Annotated in this window: 22 protein-coding genes; 12 read left to right on the top strand and 10 right to left on the bottom strand. The window is 42.5% G+C overall.

The features are described from left to right. The first annotated feature begins 50 nt into the window (after positions 1–50). Positions 51–968 (top strand): UDP-3-O-acyl-N-acetylglucosamine deacetylase, encoded by a 918-nt coding sequence (gene lpxC / locus FE392_RS04495; protein ID WP_319929037.1) that lies wholly within the window; start codon positions 51–53, stop codon positions 966–968. 139 nt (positions 969–1,107) lie between these two features. On the opposite strand, the gene FE392_RS04490 is transcribed toward lpxC, so the two are convergent. Next, positions 1,108–1,644 carry a DUF721 domain-containing protein gene (locus FE392_RS04490; protein WP_319929036.1) on the bottom strand — a complete coding sequence of 179 codons (537 nt, stop codon included), beginning with the start codon at positions 1,642–1,644 and terminating at the stop codon, positions 1,108–1,110. Between the two features lie 37 nt (positions 1,645–1,681). Between FE392_RS04490 and secM the strand changes: the two genes are divergently transcribed. From secM to secA, 3 genes are read left to right on the top strand one after another with little or no spacing between them, the layout of a single operon-like run. Then, entirely contained in the window at positions 1,682–2,236 is a 555-nt protein-coding gene (gene secM, locus FE392_RS04485) for a secA translation cis-regulator SecM (RefSeq protein ID WP_319929035.1), read from the top strand. A gap of 54 nt (positions 2,237–2,290) precedes the next feature. Continuing rightward, entirely contained in the window at positions 2,291–2,413 is a 123-nt protein-coding gene (locus FE392_RS04480; RefSeq protein WP_319929034.1) for a hypothetical protein, read from the top strand. Positions 2,414–2,425: 12 nt separating this feature from the next. Next, the gene (gene secA / locus FE392_RS04475) at positions 2,426–5,134 is read left to right on the top strand and encodes a preprotein translocase subunit SecA (RefSeq protein WP_319929033.1); all 2,709 of its coding nucleotides are present in this window, start codon (positions 2,426–2,428) and stop codon (positions 5,132–5,134) included. Positions 5,135–5,381: 247 nt separating this feature from the next. Here the strand turns inward: secA and pyrF are convergent, their stop codons facing one another. Next, the gene (gene pyrF, locus FE392_RS04470) at positions 5,382–6,197 is read right to left on the bottom strand and encodes an orotidine-5'-phosphate decarboxylase (RefSeq protein ID WP_319929032.1); all 816 of its coding nucleotides are present in this window, start codon (positions 6,195–6,197) and stop codon (positions 5,382–5,384) included. A gap of 300 nt (positions 6,198–6,497) precedes the next feature. Continuing rightward, positions 6,498–8,093, bottom strand: a complete 1,596-nt coding sequence (locus FE392_RS04465) for an ATP-binding cassette domain-containing protein (RefSeq protein WP_319929031.1) — start codon at positions 8,091–8,093, stop codon at positions 6,498–6,500. A gap of 260 nt (positions 8,094–8,353) precedes the next feature. Between FE392_RS04465 and mutT the strand changes: the two genes are divergently transcribed. Next, positions 8,354–8,758 (top strand): 8-oxo-dGTP diphosphatase MutT, encoded by a 405-nt coding sequence (gene mutT / locus FE392_RS04460; protein ID WP_319929030.1) that lies wholly within the window; start codon positions 8,354–8,356, stop codon positions 8,756–8,758. A 99-nt stretch (positions 8,759–8,857) separates the two neighbouring features. On the opposite strand, the gene yacG is transcribed toward mutT, so the two are convergent. From yacG to ppdD, 6 genes are all read right to left on the bottom strand, one after another. Further along, the gene (gene yacG / locus FE392_RS04455; RefSeq protein ID WP_092511004.1) at positions 8,858–9,055 is read right to left on the bottom strand and encodes a DNA gyrase inhibitor YacG; all 198 of its coding nucleotides are present in this window, start codon (positions 9,053–9,055) and stop codon (positions 8,858–8,860) included. Positions 9,056–9,091: 36 nt separating this feature from the next. Further along, positions 9,092–9,850: a cell division protein ZapD gene (gene zapD, locus FE392_RS04450; RefSeq protein WP_319929029.1), complete on the bottom strand. Its 759-nt coding sequence runs from the start codon at positions 9,848–9,850 to the stop codon at positions 9,092–9,094. Beyond that, positions 9,843–10,466 (bottom strand): dephospho-CoA kinase, encoded by a 624-nt coding sequence (gene coaE / locus FE392_RS04445; protein WP_319929028.1) that lies wholly within the window; start codon positions 10,464–10,466, stop codon positions 9,843–9,845. Before coaE ends, zapD begins: the two co-directional genes overlap by 8 nt. Positions 10,467–10,599: 133 nt before the next feature. Beyond that, on the bottom strand, positions 10,600–11,799 hold the full coding sequence (gene hofC / locus FE392_RS04440) for a protein transport protein HofC (protein ID WP_319929027.1): 1,200 nt from the start codon (positions 11,797–11,799) through the stop codon (positions 10,600–10,602). Next, positions 11,796–13,346, bottom strand: coding sequence for a type II secretion system protein GspE (gene gspE, locus FE392_RS04435; protein ID WP_319929026.1), 1,551 nt, complete (start codon positions 13,344–13,346; stop codon positions 11,796–11,798). Before gspE ends, hofC begins: the two co-directional genes overlap by 4 nt. A 76-nt stretch (positions 13,347–13,422) precedes the next feature. Next, the gene (gene ppdD / locus FE392_RS04430) at positions 13,423–13,845 is read right to left on the bottom strand and encodes a prepilin peptidase-dependent pilin (RefSeq protein ID WP_319929117.1); all 423 of its coding nucleotides are present in this window, start codon (positions 13,843–13,845) and stop codon (positions 13,423–13,425) included. A gap of 351 nt (positions 13,846–14,196) precedes the next feature. Here ppdD and ampD point away from each other — a divergent pair, with 351 nt between their 5' ends. From ampD to lpdA, 7 genes are all read left to right on the top strand, one after another. Next, positions 14,197–14,748, top strand: coding sequence for a 1,6-anhydro-N-acetylmuramyl-L-alanine amidase AmpD (ampD, locus tag FE392_RS04425; protein WP_319929025.1), 552 nt, complete (start codon positions 14,197–14,199; stop codon positions 14,746–14,748). Beyond that, a complete protein-coding gene (gene ampE / locus FE392_RS04420; RefSeq protein WP_319929024.1) occupies positions 14,745–15,599 on the top strand; it encodes a beta-lactamase regulator AmpE in 855 nt (284 codons plus the stop codon). The genes ampD and ampE overlap by 4 nt, the downstream gene beginning before the upstream one ends. Before the next feature lie 723 nt (positions 15,600–16,322). Then, positions 16,323–16,697, top strand: a complete 375-nt coding sequence (locus FE392_RS04415) for a hypothetical protein (RefSeq protein WP_319929023.1) — start codon at positions 16,323–16,325, stop codon at positions 16,695–16,697. Between the two features lie 457 nt (positions 16,698–17,154). After that, positions 17,155–17,919 (top strand): pyruvate dehydrogenase complex transcriptional repressor PdhR, encoded by a 765-nt coding sequence (gene pdhR / locus FE392_RS04410; RefSeq protein WP_319929022.1) that lies wholly within the window; start codon positions 17,155–17,157, stop codon positions 17,917–17,919. A 233-nt stretch (positions 17,920–18,152) separates the two neighbouring features. Then, the gene (gene aceE, locus FE392_RS04405) at positions 18,153–20,816 is read left to right on the top strand and encodes a pyruvate dehydrogenase (acetyl-transferring), homodimeric type (RefSeq protein ID WP_319929021.1); all 2,664 of its coding nucleotides are present in this window, start codon (positions 18,153–18,155) and stop codon (positions 20,814–20,816) included. A 13-nt stretch (positions 20,817–20,829) separates the two neighbouring features. Beyond that, positions 20,830–22,692: a pyruvate dehydrogenase complex dihydrolipoyllysine-residue acetyltransferase gene (aceF, locus tag FE392_RS04400; RefSeq protein ID WP_319929020.1), complete on the top strand. Its 1,863-nt coding sequence runs from the start codon at positions 20,830–20,832 to the stop codon at positions 22,690–22,692. A gap of 332 nt (positions 22,693–23,024) precedes the next feature. Continuing rightward, on the top strand, positions 23,025–24,452 hold the full coding sequence (gene lpdA / locus FE392_RS04395) for a dihydrolipoyl dehydrogenase (protein ID WP_319929019.1): 1,428 nt from the start codon (positions 23,025–23,027) through the stop codon (positions 24,450–24,452). 101 nt (positions 24,453–24,553) lie between these two features. Here lpdA and FE392_RS04390 read toward each other — a convergent pair whose 3' ends face one another. Then, positions 24,554–25,582, bottom strand: a complete 1,029-nt coding sequence (locus tag FE392_RS04390) for a PLP-dependent cysteine synthase family protein (protein WP_319929018.1) — start codon at positions 25,580–25,582, stop codon at positions 24,554–24,556. Positions 25,583–25,894 lie beyond the last annotated feature (312 nt).

Raw genomic sequence — 25,894 nt, 5'->3', positions numbered from 1 at the left:
TCATGTTTTATAGTGATTGGTAGGATAAGTAACGTTGCGAGATAAAGACGATGATCAAACAAAGGACACTAAAACGTATTGTTCAAGCGACCGGCGTCGGTTTGCACACCGGTAAAAAAGTCACGCTGACAATGCGTCCAGCGCCGGCTAATACCGGGGTCATCTATCGTCGTACTGACTTGAATCCTCCGGTAGATTTCCCGGCAGATGCCAAATCTGTGCGTGATACTATGCTCTGTACTTGTTTAGTTAATGAGCATAACGTACGAATTTCAACGGTTGAGCACTTGAACGCTGCTTTAGCAGGTTTGGGAATCGATAACATTGTTATTGAAGTTGATGCACCTGAAATCCCGATTATGGACGGCAGTGCCAGTCCATTTGTTTTCCTGCTATTGGATGCGGGCATTGAAGAACTGAATGTAGCGAAAAAATTCGTACGTATTAAAGACGTTGTTCGCGTGGAAGATGGGGATAAATGGGCTGAATTGGCACCATACAACGGTTTCAGTCTGGACTTTACTATTGACTTTAACCACCCAGCAATTGACTCCCGCTCGCAGCGTTATAGTTTGGATTTCTCTGCCGATTCATTTGTTCGCCAAATTAGCCGTGCGCGCACTTTTGGTTTCATGCGCGATATTGAGTACTTACAATCTCAAGGTTTGTGCCTTGGTGGCAGCTTTGATTGTGCGATTGTGGTGGATGATTACCGCGTACTCAATGAAGATGGCCTGCGTTTCGAAGACGAATTTGTCCGTCATAAAATGCTCGATGCCATTGGCGATCTGTTTATGTGTGGCTATAACATCATTGGCGCTTTCACCGCGTACAAGTCTGGTCATGCATTGAACAACAAGCTGCTGCAAGCTGTTTTGGCGCATGAAAGTGCTTGGGAATTTGTCACATTCGAAGATGAAGCTGAAATGCCTTTGGCTTTCCGTGCTCCGTCATTGGTGTTGGCATAATAAAAGCTAACGTGTGTCTTTACTGGCACGTGTATTGATAAACATGTGTCTTGGTAAAAGACGTTGAGAGCATTCTTATGATACATCAGTGGATTATGTTATCTATTACGCTCCTTTCGCTGATGTGTTTCATGCAGCGTTAGCGCTTCTTCTTGGCTGTACTGGTACCCTCTCCGGCCAGCGCAGCCAATCGTTCTAGCCTCTTTTTCAGCTTCTCTGGGCTACGTTCAGCTAGCATAATTAATGTTTCTGCACTTTCATGTGTCAGTTGGCGCTTTGGCAATTCCTTATTATCATTATCGGAAGTGCTGCTTGAAGATTTTGTGAAACCCTGCGCATTATTATTACACTTAACCATTAATGATGGATTTATCTTTATGTCGATCGAAGATAAAGATGGTAGAATTTCGCTCCTTAAGGTTGAAAGCAAAACAGGTATTTCATAACGGAGCCGGGTCATCCAACTGGCATTTCCTGCTTCCAGTACCAGAATTTGTTTGCGATAATTGGCGACTCTGCACCACGGGTGCAACTGCGCAGGGAGTAAGCTGAGAACAGCTCGATTGAGTTTCAATAGCGCGATGGCATGTTTCTGAATGGCTTGAAGAGGGGTTTTCCCAACAGATGCTGCATCTTCAAACAGCGCATCCAGTGATTGTGGGCGGCTATCTCGCATAATAAAGGCAGTTCCAGTATTTATTAATGAAGGATTAATGAGTATTTTAAATCTTTGGCGACAATTTGGTAGGCGTTATTTTTGGTCTCACCTTTTACTGGGCATGGTTGCTACAGGTATTGGTGTTCCTACCGTTTTTGCTGGAGTCGTGGAAAGCCTTTCTCACACGAATACTTCATCCAGCCAAGAGAACCAAAATCAGGCGATCCCTTCATTTGAGCAATTGTTTCAATTACACCTATTCCAACTAAAAAGTGTTCAACGTCAACCCGCCACTTATTTAAATTATTGGCATCAACACGCAGTCCGCAATGTCATCCGTCAGCTTTCTTTTGCTTTTTCTATCACAGAACCTGTGAGATGCGAAGAAGCAAAAGAAAGCTCGCAGATTTCCTCTCCATCCATGCAACAACTTATGTTGGATACGTTGCATGCCATGTTGACCCATACATCAACATCATTCAATAACATTATTTCTGATGTTTCTCTGGTGGCTGATGTTATTCCTGAAACCCATAATACAGCTCTTTGGGTCGCCCAAATTCAAGGGATCAGGGCAGGGCCTGTAACCAATCATTTATTTCAACTTTAATGCTTTTGTCTTAGTCGAATAAGACATTTAAAAAATGAGTGGTTGGCTATCCCAATGGATTTCAAATTGCATCTCGGCGGCAAAGGAATGACAAATTCGTCGGGAACGAATTTGTCCAGCCAACAAAGAAGCAATGTGAAAGACGAAGGGTATACATACAACTGTGGCCCTATCTGAGAAATACTAATTATGCTGATTAAATTATTGACCAAAATTTTTGGTAGCCGTAATGACCGAACCTTGCGCCGTTTGCGCAAAGTGGTTGATGTTATCAACCGCATGGAGCCGGATTTTGAAAAGCTCTCTGATGATGAACTGAAAGCAAAAACAGATCAATTTCGCGCACGCCTGAAAGAAGGTGAAGCACTGGAAAAAATTCTGCCAGAAGCTTTTGCTACTGTGCGTGAAGCCAGTAAGCGTGTATTTGGCATGCGTCACTTTGATGTACAGTTATTGGGTGGGATGGTACTGAATGAACGCTGTATCGCAGAGATGCGTACAGGTGAAGGTAAAACGCTGACAGCAACGCTGCCTGCATATCTGAACGCTTTAAGTGGGCGTGGAGTTCATGTGGTTACCGTGAACGACTATCTGGCTCAACGTGATGCTGAAAATAACCGACCACTGTTTGAATTTCTTGGCATGAGTGTAGGGATTAACCTGCCGGGCATGCCAGCACCGGCAAAACGTGAAGCCTATGCCGCAGATATTACATACGGAACCAATAATGAGTATGGCTTCGATTATCTGCGCGATAACATGGCATTCAGCCCGGAAGAGCGAGTACAGCGCAAACTGCATTATGCGTTAGTGGATGAGGTTGACTCCATTCTTATCGATGAAGCTCGTACCCCTTTGATCATTTCAGGGCCTGCGGAAGACAGCTCTGAGTTGTATATCAAAGTCAATAAACTGATCCCTAAATTGGTGCGCCAAGAAAAAGAGGATTCAGACACATTCCAAGGTGAAGGGCATTTCTCCGTTGATGAAAAAACGCGTCAAGTTAACCTGACCGAGCGTGGCTTAATACTGGTTGAAGAATTGCTGGTAGAAGCCAATCTCATGGAAGAAGGTGAATCTTTATACTCACCGACCAATATCATGCTGATGCACCATGTAACAGCGGCTCTGCGTGCTCATGCCCTGTTTACTCGCGATGTAGATTATATTGTCAAAGATGGCGAAGTCATCATTGTTGATGAACACACCGGGCGTACCATGCAAGGGCGTCGCTGGTCTGATGGCTTGCATCAGGCAGTCGAAGCCAAAGAAGGTGTTGAGATCCAAAATGAAAACCAGACATTGGCATCAATTACATTCCAGAACTATTTCCGCATATATGAAAAACTGGCGGGCATGACGGGAACAGCGGACACTGAAGCCTTTGAGTTCAGCTCCATCTATAAATTGGATACCATCGTTGTTCCGACAAACCGCCCGATGATCCGTAAAGATTTATCCGATCTGGTATACATGACAGAAGCGGAAAAAATTGATGCCATCATTGAAGACATTAAAGAGCGTACCATTGGCGGTCAACCTGTGTTGGTGGGCACGATCTCGATTGAGAAATCGGAACTCGTTTCTAACGCACTAACTAAAGCAGGCATTGCGCATAATGTCTTGAACGCAAAATTCCACGCAATGGAAGCCGACATTATTGCCCAGGCTGGTCAGGCAGGGACAGTTACCATTGCAACCAACATGGCGGGGCGTGGTACGGATATTATGTTGGGCGGAAGCTGGCAGTCTGAAATTGCCAAGCTGCAAGAGCCTAACGAAGAACAGATCGAAAAAATCAAAGCCGCATGGCAAGAGCGCCATGATGCTGTATTGGCAGCAGGTGGCTTACATATTATTGGTACGGAACGTCATGAATCACGCCGTATTGATAACCAATTACGCGGCCGTGCAGGTCGTCAGGGGGATGCGGGTTCTTCACGCTTCTATCTCTCAATGGAAGACTCCCTGATGCGCATATTTGCGTCTGATCGTGTGGCAGGCATGATGCGTAAATTGGGTATGAAGCCGGGTGAAGCGATTGAACATCCATGGGTAACCAAAGCGATTGCCAATGCCCAGCGTAAGGTAGAGAGCCGTAACTTTGATATTCGTAAGCAACTGCTGGAATATGATGATGTTGCCAATGATCAGCGTCGTGCGATTTATGCTCAACGTAACGACTTGCTTGATGTCAGCGACGTTAGCGAAACCATTTCCAGCATTCGTGAAGATGTCTTTAAGACAACGATAGATGCTTATATTCCACCACAATCTCTGGAAGAAATGTGGGATGTTGAAGGGTTGCAGGAAAGATTGGTCAACGATTTCGATCTGGATCTGCCGATTAAAGAATGGCTGGATAAAGAACCAGAACTGCATGAAGAAACGCTGCGTGAGCGTATTCTTGAGCAAGCCATTGCGGTTTATAACCAGAAAGAAGAAGTTGTCAGTGCCGAAATGATGCGTAACTTTGAAAAAGGCATCATGCTGCAAACTTTGGACACGCTGTGGAAAGAACATCTGGCAGCAATGGATTATCTGCGTCAGGGTATTCACCTGCGTGGCTATGCACAAAAAGATCCGAAACAGGAATACAAACGTGAATCTTTCGCCATGTTTGCCAACATGCTGGAATCACTGAAATATGAAGTCATTAGCACCTTGAGTAAAGTTCAAGTCCGGATGCCGGAAGAAGTTGAAGCACTTGAACAACAACGCCGTGAAGAAGCTGAACGTCTGGCCAAAAAGCAGCATCTGAGCCATGAAGTTGAACAAGGCGCATTGATGTCAGAAGCGGAAGCTCAGGTAGCTACGGGAGAACGCAAGGTTGGCCGTAACGATCCTTGCCCATGTGGCTCTGGTAAAAAATATAAGCATTGCCACGGTCGCTTATAATTAAAACCTGAAGCATAACGCCAGTGGTGGATGAAATAACGAGATATAGTTGTTTCTCTTACCACTGGCACTATTCAATCAATCAATCAATCATTCATTCATTCATTCACACTCATGGTATGCGGAATATAACTGCTGTGCCTTCATTTAACTATTATCCAGGCAACCAAAAAATAAATTATCGGTAGGGTAATAATTAATCGTGATATTCGATGTTTTTATTTTCTATCGTGAAAATAATTAACATTTACCGATATAGATTGATGTTATCCCTAATTTCTTTAGCTGCCAGTCTGGCTTTTTCTGCGAAATTGAATTCATCCTGTGAAGCATAAATAATAGCGCGAGAGGTACTTATTATTAATCCCTTCCCGGCTTCATTCTTTCCATTAATAACTAAATCCTTAATTGATCCGCCTTGTGTACCTACTCCCGGAACTAAGAAAAAAATATCTTTTGCTATTTCTCTGATCTCTTTCATTTGATTGGGCCACGTTGCGCCGACGACAGCAAGACAATTGTTATTGTAGTTCCATTCATTCACTATTAAGGAAGCAACCTTTTTATATAATGGTTCACCATCAACCAGTAAATCCTGGATATTTACTGCGCCCGGGTTTGACGTCCTGCACAATAATATAATGCCTTTATCTTTATAATCTAAAAAAGGTTTTAAGGAATCGAAACCAAGATAAGGATTAATTGTAACAGCATCAACTTCATATCTTTCGAAACTTTCCTTCGCATATTGTTCTGCTGTACTGCCGATATCACCACGCTTTGCATCAAGGATAACAGGGATATCAGGGTAAGTGGATTTTATATAGTCGATGATTTTTTCGAGTTCATGCTCTTTGCTAACTGATGAAAAATGGGCAATCTGCGGCTTGTATGCGCATACTAAATCATGAGTAGAATCAATTATTTTCTTGCTGAACTCATAATATCCATTTTCGCTGTTTCTATAATGCTTGGGTAATTTATCGTTTATGGGATCTATGCCGATGCAAAGTAGGGAGTTATTTTTATCGGATGAGTAATTTATCTTGTCAACAAAATTCATAATTCCTCAACTATAAATATAAAAGAATTTACCAATAATTAATGGTGGGATTCTATGTTAGACAGTTAATAATAAAATTATTTTTTTCGGAAAATGTATTGTAAGAAACTAATAATGTAATTTGTTTTTTCATTGTCTTTTCAGGAAATGATAATATATTGGTTTTGTCTTTATTTCTAGTAAAATGAAAAGTTTGAATAATAATGTTCAGTCTTACGTGATTTTAAGCATAGAAAAGCCAACGAAATTGACGTTGGCGATAGTTGATAAGGCTATCTGGCGATAGCGCTTATTCTATTTTTAGTTCGAAGGCTTTAAGGTTAATTCCTGCATATTGCCTACATTTTTAATAAATTGGTCATCATGGGAAATGAGTACCATAGCTCCGGTATAATCATGCAATGCTTTTTGTAACAATTCTCGCGATTCAATATCCAGATGGTTGTCTGGTTCATCCAGAAGCAGCAAAGCCGGTGCATATGGCCCACAGAATAGGCAAGCCAATGCAACCTTAAGTTGCTCGCCTCCACTTAGATAGCCGACAGGTTTTAGGGCTTCTTCACCGCGAATACGCAATTGTGCCAAACGAGTGCGATAGAGATCTTCTGTCCAGCCCGGGGACTGCAATTGAAAGTTGTACAACGCAGACTGGTTTTTATCAAGGAATGAAAAATGCTGATCCATAAGGCGATGTGACGATGTTATACGGCAAGTTCCTTGCTTGGGAGAAAGAAAACCTGCCATCACTTTGAGTAACGTTGATTTTCCGCTGCCGTTTTTACCAACAATAGCAAAACGCTCACCATTATTGAGGGTCAGGCTAATTGGATCGTTTGAACCAAAAGGTAAGATAACATCTTGTAGGTAAAGTAGAGGTGGCGTAGCAGTTTGTGGGGTGGCGACAGCAATTGACAAAGGATCGATAATTTCCAGCTTTGTCCTGGCATCTGTGGCCTGTGAAGTTTTTCTTTGTATACGCTCTTCGTGCAGTTTGGCTTGTCGCGATAACGTAGCACCTGAACGCTCCAATTCGCGATCGAGAAGCAATTTGGCTTGATTGGCATTTTCCCGTCGATGCTTACCTTGGCTCAACCGTTTACTGGTCTTTTCATGATCTTTTTGTTTATCTCGCAGGGCTTGTTTCAGATTTTTTTGGGTTTGATCCACTTCGCGCTGGATACCCAAGCGAAGCTGCTCTCTACTTTCTAACCACGTTTCCCAACCCCCGGTGCTGCGTGATAAACCCAATCCACTGAGTTCATAAACCACGGAGACATGCTGCAATAGCTGGGTATCATGGGTCACCAGCAATATTCCCCCATTAAATGTACCGAGCCAGTTAGCCAACCAAAGGCGCCCTTGCCGGTCGAGGTGATTGCTTGGCTCATCCAGAATCATAAAACCGGCACCTTGTTGTTTTAGTGCCAATAATCTGATTCGGGTTTGTTCTCCACCGCTGAGAGAATCAAAAGGCTGATGCAATATATTTGAATTAAGTTCTCCCTCTGCCAGCAACGAATCTACCTGAAATTGCCAATCCCAATGACCTTCCATAGTGTCAAAATCTTCGGTATCACCAATACCTGCAAGAACGCGTTCATTGGCATGAATGATCTTGGTCAAGCCAAGCATGTCTGAAACATTACCTGTAAAAGAGGCCAAACCTTGTGATAAATAGCCAACATCACAAAAATGTTTCACACTGCCTTCCGTGGGAAGCATCTGTTGCGCCAATATTGATGCCAACCAAGATTTACCAATTCCATTACGCCCGATCAGGGCGTGTTGCTCTGCGCTTAAAAACATATCAATGCCAGAAAATAAGGGAGTGGCTTCGCCAGAAAATTGATAGGTTATTTGCCTTGCTTCAATTAATGCTTGAGTATCATATTGCATCAGTTGTGCATCCTTCCTTTTCGATATAGTTATTTTGTTGCAACTATTTATAAATCAATAAAAATATTTACAAATTAATATATTGCATTATTCTCTGTTTTTTCTTGCAAAGTATGTTGGTGTATTACATGGAAAAGTTCCGTATGAAGTGGGATAATTACATATTAAATAAAATACATGTTTGCGATTTAAGCTAATTTTAATGTAACCTTCAAGATATAATCACATAGATTGAATAATAAACAGCAAGATAAATCATTATGGAAAAAAAACATCTGCGCATTGCAGCGGGCGTTATTAGAAATAGCAATAATGCGATTTTTATTACTCAGCGCAGTGCTGATTCACATATGGGCGGTTTTTGGGAGTTTCCCGGTGGGAAACTTGAACAGGGGGAAAATCCTGAGCAGGCTTTGATTAGAGAGTTAAAGGAAGAGGTCGGAATTGAGGTAACTCACAGTGAGTTATTGGATACCATCACACATGAATTCCCGGACAGAAATATCACACTTTACTTTTTCCTCGTTGATGAATGGAAAAATGAACCATTTGGCAGGGAAGGGCAGCCTTATCGCTGGGTTTTGCAATCAGAATTAATTGCGGATGAATTTCCACCTGCAAACCGTAGTATTGTGTCTTTTTTGACTAAAGACCCCATCGGTTAAAAGGCCGGTATTCTTTCCAATTCATTGCCCCAATCGGGGTGTTCACATCGCAGCTACACCAAATAAATTCCGTGTTGCTGCGGTGTGGATTAAGCGATATTACAGCTCAGGTTCTTCACTCCAACTGTCATTTTCTGCACTATCGCTTTGGCTCGGTATTTTCTTTTCTTCGCTGGCCCATTCACCTAAGTCGATCAATTGGCAACGTTTGCTACAAAATGGGCGGTGTGGGCTGATTTCACCCCATACCACAGTGTTGCCGCATGTTGGGCATTCGACAGTCAATACTTCAGGCATCTTATTTTCCTTCCCATGCTTACTTCAGGGGCTATATTAGCAGTTGGCTAATTCAAATTCCAAATGGGCGGGCACAATGCCATGTTCACTATCCATAGGTAAGAAGCGGATAGCAAAACGTGTTTTATAACCGGAAACTTGTGGGTAAACCAATGTGTTCATATCAACATTTAACTTTAATCTCAGCAGATCTGCTTCATCGGCATTTCCCTGATAAAAACCATTGTGGCTGATTTTAGGGGCGAATACTGCCGAGTGGCGTATTAGCTCCAGAATGCTTTCCAGTGCCTGCTGCAATGGGTGCAAGCTATCTAACCAAACCTTGACGGAATCATCTCTGACGGATTGTGGCAGATGTAACCACAGGTGCAATGTCGGCAAATCAAAGCTACAGCAACCACCAGGAATGCTGAGTCTTTGGCGTACCATGCTGATAATGCGATCATCTTTGATATATTGGCTGAGTCTGGGAGCTTGGTGCAAAGCGATGCTGCGCTCTTTGAGTTGCTGTGTCAAATTGTGAATCATGGCGGTATCAGCATTGGGGGCGCCGAGCCACAATTTTAGTTTTGCTTGTTGGCGATCCAGTTCTTTCAATAATTCAGAACGAACTTCCCCACGTTCAAGGATCTCAATTAATTCAGCTATTGTACGGAAAAATGCCAGACTGCTTGCCTGAGAATCCAGATGGCGTTGTTTTTCCAATTGTTGCAGTGAAGACTCAATTCTTAACCATGAACGCATTTTTTCATTGAGCGGATGTTCAAAAATAATAGTAGAGGCTACATCACTCATTATGATTTTCCTGTCTGACTGATTTTGCTTGTTTTAAATATTGCTGATGTAACTCAACCACACGGGAGGCAATATCTTGTTCGCTGTGCTGATTAAAAATGACATCATCCGCTTTTTCCAGCCGGGCGCGTCGACTGGCCTGTGCGGCCAGAATATTTTCGACTTGCTGACGACTGACACTATCGCGGGCCATTGTTCGATTAATTTGCTCTTCTGGTGAAACATCAACGACTAAAATACGATCCGCCTGATTTGTTAGATTATTCTCAATCAACAGGGGAACCACCCAAATGACGTAAGGTGCGGTGATTTGCTTTAGTTGTCGCTGTGTTTCTGCCTGTATCAGTGGGTGCAACAAGGCGTTGAGCCACTGCTTTTCTTCCGGGGATGTAAAAACTTTTTGGCGCAATTGTGCGCGATTGAGATTGCCATCGAGCAATAATATGTCAGAGCCGAAGTGCTCTGAGATCGCTTGCAATGCTGGGGTGCCGGGAGCAACAACGTCTCTGGCGATGATATCTGCATCCACGATAGGGACACCAAGGGATGAAAATGCATTAGAGATAGTCGTTTTACCGCTACCAATTCCACCTGTAAGCGCAACAATATAAGTCATTCTATCCCTTAAAATATTTCGATAGCATAATTAAATTGTAACTCAAGGGAGGCTGATGGGCTATAAACAAACACATATAATCCCGGCTTTTATATCCATGACAAAGTGTTAATGAAATATGGGAATCATTTGTTTATGCCAGTATTGTGCCCAATTGGAAAATAGGCAAATACATAGCCAGCAATAATAAGCCGACCACTAATGCCATTATCAACATCAATAAGGGTTCAAGTAATTGAACTAAATTATCAGCAAGGTTAATGGATTTTTCCTGATACCATTTTGCAAGATTAAATAAAAACAATTCTAACTCCCCTGACTCTTCACCAATGGCGACAAATTGCTGGCATAACACAGGAAAGCATGCCACCTTTTTTAAGGTATCACTCATTGGTATTCCTTGTTGTAGCTCTGTATGCAACATTTTGATCCCGGTCATAAAAGCAGGATGATTTGTGGCACTTAGAGCACATTTCAACCCTGTTGTAAGAGGTAACCCCGCTTTCTGTGTCATGAATAGAATGTGAAAGATCTGATTAGTTTGCTGATAAATTGTAAGTTGTTTGAAAAGAGGCAATTTCAGCAGAAGTATTTTTTCTTTTATTTGCAATACAGGAAAGCGTCTGCGTAGCCATAGATAATTCATTAGGCATATAAATATAAGTATTGATATTAGTGCGCCATAGTTAACAAAAAGATCAGAGCCTGACAAAACCCACTGAGTTAACAAAGGCAAAGTGGCATTAAATGAAGAATAAACTTGCTGAAATTCGGGCAGAACAAAAACCAACATCAAAATAACCACCAATAAGGTGATAAAAGCAACGATTAAAGGATAGCGGTAGGCTTTTTGTATTTTCTTTTGTAACGTACTTTGCTGTTGTAGTTGGTCAATAATTAATTGGCAGCAGCTTTCGAGTTGCCCAGTTTGTTCCCCTACGGCGATTATCTGACAGAGTAAGGGGGAAAATAACTTTGGATAATTCCCCAATGCTGTTGAAAATGGCTCCCCTTGGCTAATTCTTTGAATGATATCTGTTAATACACAACGCCAGAGATCAAGCTTGCAATCTTGTAACAAGATAGACAACCCCCGCAAAAGGGGGATGCCCGATGTCAGCAATGTGCTTAATTGGTGAATGAAGTGCAGGCGATAAGCTATTTCTTTTTCACTGTATTGAATAATTTTGTGGCATTTAATGGCATAAGGCTGCAGTTCAAGATGACTTAATTGCCTGAATACGCTTTTTTTGCTGTGGCCGATACTCTCACCGGTTATCACTTTTCCTTTATTGTTAATGGCTTGCCATCGATAAATAAATTCTATGTTCATACAGATTCAGAACCCGTGATCTGATAAATCTCTTCAAGTGTGGTTATTCCTTTCTCCACTAATGCCAGACCTGCCGAAAACAGGGTTGAATCTTGTTGTGGTGCAAATAAATGTGAGAGATTAGCAGATAAATTCCCTGCCAGTATTTGTTGCGATTCCGGTTTGATTTCGAGGAATTCATAGATGGCTGTTCTGCCGTAATATCCTGAAAAACAGTGATCACAGCCAATCGCAATCCATTTTTTTATTGCTAAAGTAGAAGAGGTTTTTGTGGCAGAGGTGCCGGCATTATCAAAAGCATCAGGAATTATCGTCGGAGAATTATCTTGCTGGCGGCAATGGGGGCAGAGCTTGCGAACCAATCTTTGGGCAATAATCAATTTCACGCACGAGGATAGGGTATAGCCAGAAATTCCTAAATTCTGCAAACGGGACAAGGTATCGACGGTGGAATTAGTATGTAGTGTTGATAACACTAAATGCCCGGTTTGTGCTGCTTTCATTGAGATATCGGCAGTTTCATTGTCACGAATTTCACCAACCATGATAATGTCCGGATCTTGCCGTAATAATGCCCTGAGTACTTTAGCAAAATCGAGCCCAATCTTGTTATTTACCGGTGTCTGGTTAATGCCATTGAGCGGAATTTCAACGGGATCTTCGACACTGCAAATGTTCTTTTGGGTTTGGTTTAAATATTTCAGACAGCTATAAAGAGTGACTGTTTTCCCGCTACCGGTTGGGCCTGTGACTAAAATCATGCCTTGTGGCAAATGGATCTTTTGTTTTAATAAATTCAATTGTGAATCAGACAGCCCCAATTGTTCCAAGGATAATTGGTGTATGGTGCTTAGAATACGCAGAACGACTTTTTCTCCATGTAATGTCGATAGTGTTGATATGCGTATGGCATAGTTGCTTTTGCTGTCATGCCAATCAAATTGCCCATCTTGAGGCTGCCGTTTTTCAGCAATGTTAAGTTTTGCCATGATTTTTAATCGGGCAGGGATACTGGTATTCATTTGAGGAGGTGGTGTTTGCATAATATGCAATATTCCATCAACACGAATACGTATTTGGTAACCATGCTGAAAAGGTTCAAAGTGAATATCAGACGCTCTTTTCTGGATTGCGGTTGATATTGTTTGGTTGATTAACTGAATGACGGGCGTATCTATATCTTCTTCTTGGATGTTGTTGAGCCTAATTGCATTATGGTCAGGTGAACTGACTGTCAGTTTTTCGATACGATAGGGCTCCTCGTTATCATTTTCCGCACAATAACTCCCTTCCAAGTTCAATGAGCTTTCTTTTGGTTGCTCAGATTGTGTCAAAACGGCTTTCGTTAACATAGATTGCGTTAACATGGATTCTATTTTTGCCTGAGGCCAAATAGTGATATTTACAATTAAACCAGAAATAAAGCGCAGTGCAGCTATAAAATCTTCATTGGGTGTCTTGCTACAGGCAATAGTAATTGTGTGGTGGTCTTTTTTTACAATAATTGATTGATATCTCTGGCAGAGTTCTTTTATTTCTTTTTCCATTTAAATATCTTCCTTGTTTATCATTACATTTTCTCTTTGCTCATTTAGTAGTTGTTATTTATCATCCCCATTACTGTTAAAATTTTAAGGCTTCCTGGCATTTCAGTTTTAATGATTCATTTTTAGACTCACAAGTAATTTCCCATTGAGTGAATCCCGTTTTAGTCTTCTGGGATGGTTTTAAAATAGTAGTGAGCCCGCTAAGATTTTGTTTGCCAGTGATGGTTATTTCACCATCTTTTACGGATATTGAGTCGATATATCGGCTGTTGTGATCAGACGGAATGGAGAATTGGCCTGAATCACAATCCTTATAACTTTCATTTTCAAAGCGACAAAGTTCGATGCCCGATTTATAAGGCACAATAGCTTGCAGCATATCCGTTAATGCCGCTTTTTGAATATATCCTTGGTAACTCGGAATGCCTATTGCGCCAAGAATAGCTACAATTGCCATTACAACCATCACTTCTATTAATGTAAATCCTTGCTGATTCATCATTCCTTTTCCTTTATACACAGTTTCCATTGCTTAATTTCATTAAACTGAATTGGGTGTCATTAACGATAAAGTGCCGATGTAAACAAGCATGAAGGAAATAGAGAAAAATAAAATAGTATTAGTGATTTTTATGGAACAGTTTCAAGGAAATAATCTTGTGTTACATTTTTTGCAAAAGACTTTTCGAGCTTGTTTGCAAATAAAAAACAGTGGAAGATATTTTTCGAATGGAAGTGTTAAGCTGTTACACTGTAAAAAGTGATATTTCACAGGGTAAAGCCTATCGGCATCGATATGAAAATCGTGATATTAACAGAATTAATGATATTGTCAGGTAAGGGGGGATAGATGAAGTTGCATGATGGTTGGATTGATGTCGCAAGGAAAGTCATTTCTCCACATTGTGACTTGCGCCCGGAAGGTGAGATTCCATCACTACTGATTATTCATAATATCAGCTTGCCTCCCGGAAAGTTTGGTGGCCCTTATATTGATCAATTATTTATGGGTACCTTAAACCCGAACGATGACCCCTTCTTTGATGAGATCAAACACTTGCGTGTTTCTGCACATTGCTTAATCCGTCGTAATGGAGAAGTTGTGCAGTATGTTCCTTTCAATAAAAGAGCATGGCATGCCGGAGTTTCTTCTTACTGTGGCCGTGAGAAATGTAACGATTTTTCGATAGGCATTGAACTGGAAGGCACTGATTATGTGGCATTCACGGAAACTCAGTACATAACCTTAGTCAAAGTGACTCAACTGCTTATTAGCCAATATCCTGATATACAGGGCAACATTACGGGGCACAGTGATATTGCGCCGGGCAGAAAAACGGATCCCGGGCCTTATTTTTATTGGGAACATTATCAGCAACTATTGAAGGAGTTAACTAAATGACTCTCTTTATTTTATTGTTAATATTGGCATGGGAACGCGTCTTTAAGATGGGAAACCATTGGCAGTTGGAGCGTTATTTAGCACCACTTTTTACCAGAGTAAAAACTTATTCATTATGGAGTAGTTTGGGCGTGACCTTTTTGATCATGTTCTTAACGTGGGAACTCATGGCGTTTTTCTACTCTGTAGCTTTTGGCATTCCGGCCATTTTGCTCGGTATTATCATCAGCTTGTTATGTATAGGTGCTGGTGCGTTGCGTAATAACTACCGCGGCTATCTTCAGGCCGTGCGCCATGAAGATCCCGAACAGCAAAAATATCACCTGTTTCACTTAACACTGATACAGGGAACAACGCCTGACAATACAAAAGATGAACAACTGCGCGAAATCCAGAATTCTTTAATCTGGATAAATTTTCGTTATTATCTCGCGCCGATTTTTTGGTTAGTGGTATTAGGAAAATTTGGTCCTGCTATTTTAATGGGATACAGCTGCCTCAGAGCTTATCAGGGATGGCTGGCACAACATGCGACTGCGGTGCAGAGGGCGCAATCTGGTGTTGATGGTATATTGCATTGGCTGGATTGGCTTCCTGCGCGTCTGGCTGGTATTGCTTATGCATTATTAGGGCATGGTGAAAAAGCTTTACCAGCTTGGATCGCTTCACTCACTGATTTTCGCACGTCACAATATAAAGTGGTCAGCCAACTGGCTCAATTCGCATTAAGTAAATCGCCTCATCTTAATTTGTTGGAAACACCTGCCGTTGCTGTAAGTCTAGCTAAAAAAGCGACATTTACGATTGTTATCATTGTTGCGTTATTAACAATTTATGGGGCGCTGATTTAACCTGTCTTGTGGGTTTCAAGATACTGCCAGCAAAGGCACAACCTAAAAGATGGCAGGTATATTAAATTCATAAATGTTATGAATTTAATAATCATTTAAACTAAAAATAAAAAGGGGTTTGATTTTCAAATCCCTTTTTAGCCACAGCTTCGAAGTAGAGTAGGCCGGATATTCATTCTTATATATCCAATGGATTTCAAATTGCATCGCAGTGGCAAAGGAATGACAAATTCGTCGGGAACGAATTTGCCCAACCAAAGGCTGACCAGAAGTCGAAAGGCAGGAGCCTTTCATTACTCTGGGAGCATAGATAACCGTATGTTTATAAAAATAGTGACCGGGATGAATGGGTACAGCCAACAAAGAGGCAACTTGAAAGACAAAGGGTATAACTAAATTAATGAGTGATATATGTCTAACATTCCACTTTTAGGTATGGTTTCTTATTAAATGGAAACTGACTAACTTATTGGCTATTTAATTTTAAGTGTAACTTATTGAAGTTAAATATTTTTAATTTTTCATCGTTTTTTATTTTCTTATTTATTTCCAAGGGTTTTTATATTTCATTTTTGTACTGAATTTAAATTCTAAAGTGATTTTTATTTTATTGAAGTTAATTTTTTTATTTATGATTTTTTTCCATAAATAATTGATGGATATTTGACATGTGGTGAATAAATACTAATTTTAAATTAAGGGGAATAAAAAGGAGAATGTAAGATGAGCCTTATTTCAATGACGATGACTTTTATAAATAACACGGGAATTACTTTTACCCGGGGAGAGTATGATCTGAATATGAAAGAGGGAACTTTTGAACCATATCCACCAGTTAGTATTGCTAGCCATAGTACTGTTACTATAATAGCTGTATCAACTTCGCCATTTACGGGACTTGAAGGTAGTGTTACATATCATGCTCAATATGATTCAAATAAACATGACAGAAAGATGATTATATACTTTGATATTCCACTAGCAGGCGGAAATACATATGATGTTAATCTTTATGAATTACCTGAATTAACCTATGATGTGCAAAATATATCAGGGTATCATAGCTACCCAACAGTCACCATTAAATATAAAAATTAATTCATTATAATAATCCCCTTGGCTATTTATTATAGATTTTTGGGTTTCGACTAATAACAGTAATTTATAAAATATGTTAACAAATTTTTTTATTAATGAAAGCTCGCGGTTATGGTGATAGTGTGCAATAACCGCGAGTTTTTTATCGAGCCAATGAGTTATTCATACGTTAAATCTCGTCAGATTTACTGCCTAAAAAATCCCCTCTGGTTATAATTTTCTGATAAAAATTAAAATAATTTGTTAAAATTTGCAGATTTTTATGATTTGCCTCAAGGTCTTTATAGACAGCTAGTGAATACTTTGTTACTTTAAGACCCTGTATTCTAAATTGGTATTACCAATTGACTCCGGTCTTGTTATTTTTGGCTTGCTGGCTATAATTCAGGCTGCGAGGCTTAGGTAAACAGGGCATAGTCCGAAGCAACATTTACTCATTGAATGGCTTACAGCAGATATGGCCTATAGCAAGATTCGCCAACCAAAGTTATCAGATGTGATTGAGCAGCGTCTTGAGCAGCTCATCCTTGAAGGCTCGCTTCGCCCGGGAGAAAAACTGCTGCCTGAGCGTGAACTGGCGAAACAGTTCGAAGTATCACGCCCTTCATTGCGCGAAGCCATTCAAAAATTGGAAGCCAAAGGCTTTCTTTTCCGTCGTCAAGGGGGAGGAACTTTCGTGCAGAATAATCTGTGGCAAAGTTTCAGCGATCCACTCGCCCAACTCATTGCAGAAAATCAAGAATCCCAGTTCGATCTTCTCGAAGCGCGGCACGCGCTGGAAGGGGTTGCAGCTTATTATGCTGCCCTGAGAGGAACGGATGAAGATTTTAAACGCATTGAACAAAGCCATTTTGCTATCCAAGAAGCACAGCAAAGCGGTGATGTGAATGCGGAATCTGATGCTGTCTTGCAATATCAGCTTGTTGTCACGGAAGCCGCTCATAATGTGGTATTGCTGCATTTATTGCGTTGTATGATCCCGATGTTAGAACAAAATATCAGGAGCAATTTCGAGTTCATCTATACCCGTAAAGAGATGCTGGCGGCTGTCAGTTCTCATCGAGCTGAAATTTTCCACGCAATTATGGCAAGAGAACCGGAAAAAGCCCGTGAGGCTTCCCATCGCCACTTGGCCTTTATTGAAGAAGTTTTATTGGATCTGACTCGTGAACAGACGCGTCGTGAACGTTCATTGAGGCGGCTCCAGCAACACCAGGAATAAGAGCCTGTCCCTTGGGCTTTATAAGTCAAATTCCTGAATGGGTAGGCTTTAAACTTAACTGTGCAAATCCTGACTGCTGCGTTTGTACAGTTTGTGAACTCTTTATTCAAGAGTTTTAGCAGCAACATATAGCAGGGCCTATCTTCCGGTCATAACGGGCTGTCGTCAAAGGGTATGACCAGAAGATAGGCTCCAACAATCATTAGAAATAGATAACAGATAAGGAATACACCATGTCAGATATTTTGAAAAATGACGTGGATCCGATCGAAACTCGCGATTGGTTGCAGGCGATCGAATCGGTCATCCGTGAAGAAGGTGTTGAGCGCGCTCAGTTCCTGATTGATCAGGTTTTGAATGAAGCTCGTAAAGGTGGAGTTAGCGTTGCTGCTGGTGCTGCAAGTCGTAATTACATCAACACTATTCCTGTTGAGGATGAACCAGCTTACCCTGGCAACCAGAATTTAGAGCGCCGTATCCGTTCTGCAATTCGCTGGAACGCGGTAATGACCGTTCTGCGTGCATCTAAAAAAGATCTGGAACTGGGTGGCCACATGGCTTCTTTCCAGTCTTCCGCTACTGTTTATGAAGTTTGTTTTAACCACTTCTTCCGCGCTCGCAATGAAAATGATGGCGGTGATTTGGTTTACTTCCAGGGTCACATTTCTCCGGGTATCTACGCACGTGCGTTCCTTGAAGGCCGTCTGGCTGAAGAACAGATGAACAATTTCCGTCAGGAAATCGGTGGTAATGGTCTGTCTTCTTACCCGCATCCAAAATTGATGCCTGACTTCTGGCAGTTCCCGACTGTTTCTATGGGGCTGGGGCCAATTTCCGCGATCTATCAGGCTAAGTTCCTGAAATATCTGGAAAACCGTGGGCTGAAAGATACCTCCAAACAAACCGTTTACGCTTTCTTGGGCGACGGTGAAATGGATGAGCCAGAATCCAAAGGTGCGATTACTATCGCAACCCGTGAAAAACTGGATAATCTGGTCTTTATCATCAACTGTAACTTGCAACGTCTGGATGGCCCAGTAACCGGTAACGGCAAAATCGTTAACGAACTGGAAGGCATCTTCGAAGGCGCTGGCTGGCAGGTACTGAAAGTCCTGTGGGGTGAGCGTTGGGATGCACTGCTGCGTAAAGATACCAGCGGTAAACTGGTTCAGCTGATGAACGAAACGCTGGACGGTGATTATCAGACATTCAAGTCCAAAGATGGCGCTTACGTTCGCGAGCACTTCTTCGGTCGTTACCCAGAAACTGCGGAATTAGTCAAAGATATGACTGATGACGAAATCTGGGCTCTGAACCGTGGTGGTCACGATCCTAAGAAAGTATACGCTGCACTGAACAAAGCGCAGAATACAACTGGCAAACCAACTGTAATCCTGGCTCAGACCATTAAAGGTTACGGTATGGGCGATACCGCTGAAGGTAAAAACATTGCTCACCAGGTTAAGAAAATGAACATGGAAGGCGTTCGTCTGTTCCGTGATCGTTTCAACGTGCCTGTATCCGATGAGCAAATCAATGAACTGCCATTCGTGACTTTCGACAAAGATTCTGAAGAATCTAAATATCTGCATGAGCGTCGTAATGCACTGGGTGGTTACCTGCCAAGTCGTCGTGTTAACTTTGACGACAAACTGGAAATCCCAGCTCTGGAAGATTTCAGCTCTCTGCTGGAAGAACAATCCAAAGAAATTTCTACTACCATCGCTTTCGTTCGCGCACTGAACGTTATGCTGAAGAACAAGTCGATCAAAGATCGTCTGGTTCCAATCATTGCTGACGAAGCACGTACTTTCGGTATGGAAGGTCTGTTCCGTCAAATCGGTATCTACAGCCCGAATGGTCAGCAGTATACTCCGCAAGACCGTGAGCAGGTTGCATACTATAAAGAAGACGCAAAAGGCCAGATCCTGCAAGAAGGTATCAACGAACTGGGTGCTGCTTCATCTTGGCTGGCTGCTGCAACTTCTTACAGCACCAATAACCTGCCAATGATCCCATTCTACATCTACTACTCAATGTTCGGATTCCAGCGTATCGGTGATCTGTGCTGGGCAGCAGGTGACCAACAGGCTCGCGGCTTCCTGATCGGTGGTACTTCTGGTCGTACAACTCTGAATGGTGAAGGTTTGCAGCATGAAGATGGCCACAGCCACATTCAGTCTCTGACTATTCCTAACTGTATCTCTTATGACCCAGCATTCGCTTATGAAGTGGCTGTCATCATGCATGACGGTCTGGAGCGTATGTATGGTGAGAAACAAGAAAATATCTACTACTACATCACTACCCTGAACGAAAACTACCACATGCCAGCAATGCCAGCAGGCGCTGAAGAAGGTATCCGTAAAGGTATCTACAAGCTGGAAAGCCTGGAAGGCGGTAAAGGCAAAGTTCAGTTGTTGGGTTCTGGTTCTATCCTGCGTCATGTCCGTGAAGCAGCGAAGATCCTGTCTGACGAATACGGTATCGGCTCTGACGTATACAGCGTAACTTCCTTCACTGAACTGGCTCGTGAAGGTCAGGATTGTGAGCGTTGGAACATGCTGCACCCAGCAGAACAGCCTCGCGTTCCTTACATTGCTCAGATCATGAACGAAGCGCCAGCAGTTGTTTCAACCGATTACATGAAACTGTTCGCAGAACAAGTACGTAACTTTGTTCCTGCAAGCGAATTCCGTGTATTGGGTACTGATGGTTTCGGTCGTTCTGACAGCCGTGAAAACCTGCGTCATCACTTTGAAGTTGATGCTTCTTACGTGGTTGTTGCGGCTCTGGGTGAATTGGCTAAACGTGGCGAAGTTGATGTGAAAGTGGTTGAAGAAGCGATCACTAAATACAACATCAATCCAGAAAAAGTTAACCCACGTCTGGCATAAGAGGTAAAGATTAATGTCTATTGAAATTAACGTACCTGATATCGGTGCAGATGAAGTTGAAGTTACCGAAATCATGGTAAAAGTGGGTGACACTGTAGAAGCAGAACAGTCACTGATTACAGTTGAAGGTGACAAGGCTTCCATGGAAGTCCCATCTCCACAGGCGGGTGTAGTTAAAGAAATCAAAATTGCGGTTGGCGATAAAGTCGAAACCGGCAAATTGATCATGATTTTCGAATCCGCAAATGGTGCAGCAGAAGCTGCGCCAGCACCGCAAGCGGCAGCTCCGGTTGCAGCGCCAGCAGCGGCTGAAAGCAAAGAAGTTCATGTACCTGACATCGGTGATGATGAAGTTGAAGTGACCGAAATCATGGTTAAAGTCGGTGATACCATCACTGAAGAACAATCACTGATTACAGTTGAAGGTGACAAGGCTTCCATGGAAGTTCCTGCGCCATTCGCAGGTACTGTGAAAGAGATCAAAATCGCTGCGGGCGATAAAGTTAAAACTGGCTCTCTTATCATGGTATTTGAAGTTGCGGGTTCTGGTGCAGCACCAGCAGCAGCTCCTGTAGCTGCTCCAGCAGCGCCAGCAGCTTCTGCGGCGAAAGAAGTTCATGTACCAGATATCGGCGGTGATGAAGTTGAAGTGACCGAAATCATGGTTAAAGTCGGCGACACCATTGCTGAAGAACAATCATTGATTACGGTTGAAGGTGACAAGGCTTCCATGGAAGTTCCTGCACCATTCGCAGGTACTGTGAAAGAGATCAAAATCGCTGCGGGCGATAAAGTTAAAACGGGCTCTCTTATCATGGTATTCGAAGTTGCCGGCGCAGCACCTGCTCCAGCGGCAGCGCCAGCAGCGGCTCCAGCTCCTGCGGCGGCACCTGCGAAAGCAGCACCAGCAGCAAGCAAGCCAGCAGAAAGCAAAAACGAATTCGCAGAAAATGACGCTTACGTTCATGCAACTCCAGTGATCCGTCGTCTGGCTCGTGAATTTGGCGTGAACCTGGCGAAAGTCAAAGGTACTGGCCGTAAGGGTCGTATCCTGCGTGAAGACGTTCAGACTTATGTGAAAGAGGCTATCAAGCGCGCAGAAACAGCACCTGCTGCTGCGGGCGGCGGTCTGCCAGGCATGCTGCCTTGGCCGAAAGTTGATTTCAGCAAGTTCGGTGAAATCGAAGAAGTTGAAATGAGCCGTATCCAGAAAATCTCTGGTGCAAACTTGAGCCGTAACTGGGTCATGATCCCTCATGTTAACTTGTTCGATGAAGCGGATATCACAGAAGTTGAAGAATTCCGTAAACAGCAGAACAAAGAAGCTGAGAAGAAACAACTGGGCGTGAAGATCACTCCACTGGTATTCGTGATGAAAGCAGCTGCAAAAGCATTGGAAGCAATGCCTCGCTTTAACAGCTCCATTTCTGAAGATGGCCAGAAGCTGATCCTGAAAAAATACGTCAACATCGGTATCGCGGTTGATACGCCTAACGGTCTGGTTGTTCCTGTATTCAAGGGCGTCAACAAGAAAGGCATCATGGAACTGTCCAGAGAACTGGCTGAAGTTTCCAAGAAAGCACGTGCCGGTAAGCTGACTGCATCCGACATGCAGGGTGGATGTTTCACCATCTCCAGCTTGGGTGGTATCGGTACTACCGGTTTTGCACCAATTGTAAATGCACCAGAAGTGGCAATCATGGGTCTGTCTCGTTCTTCCATGAAACCTGTCTGGAATGGCAAGGAATTCGTTCCTCGTCTGATCCTGCCTATGTCTCTGTCTTTCGACCACCGTGTGATCGACGGAGCTGACGGTGCACGCTTCATCACTTATATTAATCAATTGATGAGCGACATTCGCCGTTTGGTGATGTAATGCAAAGGCCGGTAAATATACCGGCCTAATGATTACTGCCGTGACAGATATTTTCTCCTAATATCTGACAGGTTGAGATTTCTGTCACGTTAACGCGCTTTTCAGGTTATTTACAATTCTGTAAACTGCTCGCGGTGTGTACGTCCCGGTGGAATAAGGTTTTTTTACTCAATGGATTTCGTGTTGCAGCTAGGCGGCAAGTGAACGAATCCCCAGAATCATAGATAACTATGTACCTGCCTGGGGTGAGGGCGCAAAGCTAACAACGCAGCAATGTGAAATACGAAGAGTATTTTCGTCTGACCCGCCGGACAAACAATTAAGAGGTCATGATGAGTACTGAAATTAAAGCCCAGGTAGTGGTGCTTGGTGCAGGCCCTGCTGGGTATTCTGCTGCTTTCCGTTGTGCAGACTTAGGTTTGGATACCGTTCTGGTTGAGCGTTATTCTACTCTGGGTGGTGTTTGTTTGAATGTTGGCTGTATCCCATCCAAGGCGCTGCTTCATGTTGCAAAAGTCATTGAAGAAGCAAAAGCACTGGCACAACACGGTATCGTGTTTGGTGAGCCACAAACTGATATCGACAAGATCCGTCTCTGGAAAGAAAAAGTAATTTCCCAGTTGACAGGCGGTCTGGGCGGTATGGCTAAGGGCCGTAAAGTTAATGTTGTGAATGGTATTGGTAAATTTACCGGTGCTAACACTCTGGTAGTTGAAGGCGAGAACGGCGCAACAACGATTAATTTTGATAATGCCATTATCGCAGCGGGCTCACGTCCAATTCAGCTGCCATTCATTCCACATGATGATCCTCGCGTATGGGATTCTACCGATGCTCTGGAACTGAAAACTGTTCCGGGACGCTTGCTGGTTATGGGCGGCGGTATTATCGGTCTGGAAATGGGTACTGTTTACCACGCTCTGGGTTCTCAGATTGACGTGGTGGAAATGTTCGATCAGGTAATTCCTGCTGCGGACAAAGACATTGTTAAAGTATTCACTAAGCGTGTCAGCAAGAAGTTCAACCTGATGCTGGAAACTAAAGTGACTGCGGTAGAAGCTAAAGAAGATGGCATCTACGTAACAATGGAAGGCAAAAAAGCACCGGCAGAACCACAACGTTATGACGCGGTTCTGGTTGCTATCGGTCGTGTACCAAACGGTAAATCTTTGGATGCAGGTAAAGCCGGCGTTGAAGTTGATGAGCGTGGCTTTATCAATGTTGATAAGCAAATGCGTACTAACGTACCGCACATCTTCGCTATCGGTGATATCGTTGGTCAGCCAATGCTGGCACATAAAGGTGTTCACGAAGGTCATGTTGCTGCTGAAGTTATCTCTGGCAAGAAACACTACTTCGATCCTAAAGTTATTCCATCCATTGCTTACACTGAACCAGAAGTTGCATGGGTTGGCCTGACTGAGAAAGAAGCGAAAGAGAAAGGCATCAATTACGAAACTGCGACTTTCCCATGGGCAGCTTCTGGCCGTGCAATCGCTTCTGATTGTTCAGATGGTATGACCAAACTGATTTTCGATAAAGACACTAACCGTGTTATCGGTGGTGCTATTGTTGGTACTAACGGTGGCGAACTGCTGGGTGAAATCGGTCTGGCTATCGAAATGGGTTGTGATGCAGAAGATATCGCTCTGACTATCCACGCTCACCCAACACTGTATGAATCAATCGGTATGGCTGCTGAAATTTATGAAGGCAGCATCACTGATTTGCCAAATCCAAAAGCAAAGAAAAAGAAATAATCTTTTCTCTTTTGCCATAGATTAGGCATTCATCGAAAACGGCTTCCATATGGGAGCCGTTTTCATTTTGCCATGTCATTAAGGTATCAATAAAACGTGAGTTATGCTTTTGACGTTTTGGGTTGATTAAACCATTCGCGGCCTTGCTCTCTTTCAGCATCATTTCCGGCGTCAGCAAACAGTGTTACTACTTTCTGGTCACTTGTCATAGTTTCTGCAAGTTTCCATGCCGTTTTCCAGTTTGCTGCTGATGACGAGCCAATTTTTATGCCGGTCAGATGGTAAAACTCATACATTGCGGTAATTGCTTCTTCATAGGAGACCGGGTTGAATTGTGGTTCTTCTGGCATGAATTTTTTGATAAAAGGCTGACGGAAACCCCAGCCGAAACCACCGGCACCCATAAATTTTTTCTTCCCGTTAGGCGCTGCAAGTGACCCGTATGGTAATTCCTTCGTTGTGCTCGCCATAACGGTCAGTTGAGGATTATCCTGACGTAGCGCAGCGCTTACACCTGCAAACGTACCACCTGTTCCTACCGCTGCCACCCAACCATCAGCATGGCTACCATTTAATTGTCGCAGAATTTCTTCTCCGGTTTGGTATTGATGCATTGAGGTGTTCACCATATTGATATGTTGGGCGAGGAGTGTCCAACTGCTGTCTTCATGTGCGATTTGCTGACCACGGGCAAGAACGCCCATCAGGAAAAGGTTGTGATCTACAGGTGTAATAGTGGCGTTGGTCGCTTTTAATTCCTCGATTAACTCTTCTGAAGCGGAATCAGGAATGGCTACATGTACAGGAATGTCACACATATAACCCAAATTAGCTAATGCTTTAGCCATATTGCCGCCAGAAGCATCAAGTAATTTTAGTTCCCCTTGAGAAAAATCATGTTTATTGATGGCGTCACAAAATAAACCAAAGGCGACTCGATCTTTCACAGAACCAAACGGGTTCTCAGATTCAAGTTTGGCAAGAATTGAGGCTTTTCCCTCAGGTGAGGGCACTGAAATTAACGGTGTATTACCCAGAGCAGCATAAATTTTTTTCAACTGGGGAAATAGAGTAAATGCTTTTTCTGTGTTTGGTAAATTATCTTGTGGATTAAATAAATCAAGATTCATTATATATTCCTTCAATGTATCGAATGGATAAAAAAGTAAATTCTCACCGAGTTAGTTGATGATTGATTTTTTTATAAATCGAGTCGTTTTTTATTACACCATTATCTTTTCTTATTTGAAGTGCATTTTTACTGTTTTTTTATTAGTTTTTTATTGATTCGATAGGTTAATTTCATTGATCTTTTAACTTCAAATAGAAAAATAAGCACTATGTTGTGAACTTGAAAATGAAATTCAAGAACAACAGTTTCTGTTGAGTATTATGCAAAGCCCTAGTGCTAGCCTCAGCAATTATAAGCTAATTATGGTGTT

This window comes from Xenorhabdus santafensis (assembly GCF_033949405.1).
Lineage (GTDB): Bacteria > Pseudomonadota > Gammaproteobacteria > Enterobacterales > Enterobacteriaceae > Xenorhabdus > Xenorhabdus santafensis.
Note: the sequence above shows the minus strand (reverse complement) of the source record. Positions and strands in the feature narration are given on the sequence as shown.

What these genes read in the sequence shown, in the direction of transcription:
- lpxC (WP_319929037.1), top strand. Translation starts at nt 51, where the DNA reads ATGATCAAACAAAGGACACTAAAACGTATTGTTCAAGCGACCGGCGTC.
- FE392_RS04490 (WP_319929036.1), bottom strand. Translation starts at nt 1,644, where the DNA reads ATGCGAGATAGCCGCCCACAATCACTGGATGCGCTGTTTGAAGATGCA.
- secM (WP_319929035.1), top strand. Translation starts at nt 1,682, where the DNA reads ATGAGTATTTTAAATCTTTGGCGACAATTTGGTAGGCGTTATTTTTGG.
- FE392_RS04480 (WP_319929034.1), top strand. Translation starts at nt 2,291, where the DNA reads ATGGATTTCAAATTGCATCTCGGCGGCAAAGGAATGACAAATTCGTCG.
- secA (WP_319929033.1), top strand. Translation starts at nt 2,426, where the DNA reads ATGCTGATTAAATTATTGACCAAAATTTTTGGTAGCCGTAATGACCGA.
- pyrF (WP_319929032.1), bottom strand. Translation starts at nt 6,197, where the DNA reads ATGAATTTTGTTGACAAGATAAATTACTCATCCGATAAAAATAACTCC.
- FE392_RS04465 (WP_319929031.1), bottom strand. Translation starts at nt 8,093, where the DNA reads ATGCAATATGATACTCAAGCATTAATTGAAGCAAGGCAAATAACCTAT.
- mutT (WP_319929030.1), top strand. Translation starts at nt 8,354, where the DNA reads ATGGAAAAAAAACATCTGCGCATTGCAGCGGGCGTTATTAGAAATAGC.
- yacG (WP_092511004.1), bottom strand. Translation starts at nt 9,055, where the DNA reads ATGCCTGAAGTATTGACTGTCGAATGCCCAACATGCGGCAACACTGTG.
- zapD (WP_319929029.1), bottom strand. Translation starts at nt 9,850, where the DNA reads ATGAGTGATGTAGCCTCTACTATTATTTTTGAACATCCGCTCAATGAA.
- coaE (WP_319929028.1), bottom strand. Translation starts at nt 10,466, where the DNA reads ATGACTTATATTGTTGCGCTTACAGGTGGAATTGGTAGCGGTAAAACG.
- hofC (WP_319929027.1), bottom strand. Translation starts at nt 11,799, where the DNA reads ATGAACATAGAATTTATTTATCGATGGCAAGCCATTAACAATAAAGGA.
- gspE (WP_319929026.1), bottom strand. Translation starts at nt 13,346, where the DNA reads ATGGAAAAAGAAATAAAAGAACTCTGCCAGAGATATCAATCAATTATT.
- ppdD (WP_319929117.1), bottom strand. Translation starts at nt 13,845, where the DNA reads ATGAATCAGCAAGGATTTACATTAATAGAAGTGATGGTTGTAATGGCA.
- ampD (WP_319929025.1), top strand. Translation starts at nt 14,197, where the DNA reads ATGAAGTTGCATGATGGTTGGATTGATGTCGCAAGGAAAGTCATTTCT.
- ampE (WP_319929024.1), top strand. Translation starts at nt 14,745, where the DNA reads ATGACTCTCTTTATTTTATTGTTAATATTGGCATGGGAACGCGTCTTT.
- FE392_RS04415 (WP_319929023.1), top strand. Translation starts at nt 16,323, where the DNA reads ATGAGCCTTATTTCAATGACGATGACTTTTATAAATAACACGGGAATT.
- pdhR (WP_319929022.1), top strand. Translation starts at nt 17,155, where the DNA reads ATGGCCTATAGCAAGATTCGCCAACCAAAGTTATCAGATGTGATTGAG.
- aceE (WP_319929021.1), top strand. Translation starts at nt 18,153, where the DNA reads ATGTCAGATATTTTGAAAAATGACGTGGATCCGATCGAAACTCGCGAT.
- aceF (WP_319929020.1), top strand. Translation starts at nt 20,830, where the DNA reads ATGTCTATTGAAATTAACGTACCTGATATCGGTGCAGATGAAGTTGAA.
- lpdA (WP_319929019.1), top strand. Translation starts at nt 23,025, where the DNA reads ATGAGTACTGAAATTAAAGCCCAGGTAGTGGTGCTTGGTGCAGGCCCT.
- FE392_RS04390 (WP_319929018.1), bottom strand. Translation starts at nt 25,582, where the DNA reads ATGAATCTTGATTTATTTAATCCACAAGATAATTTACCAAACACAGAA.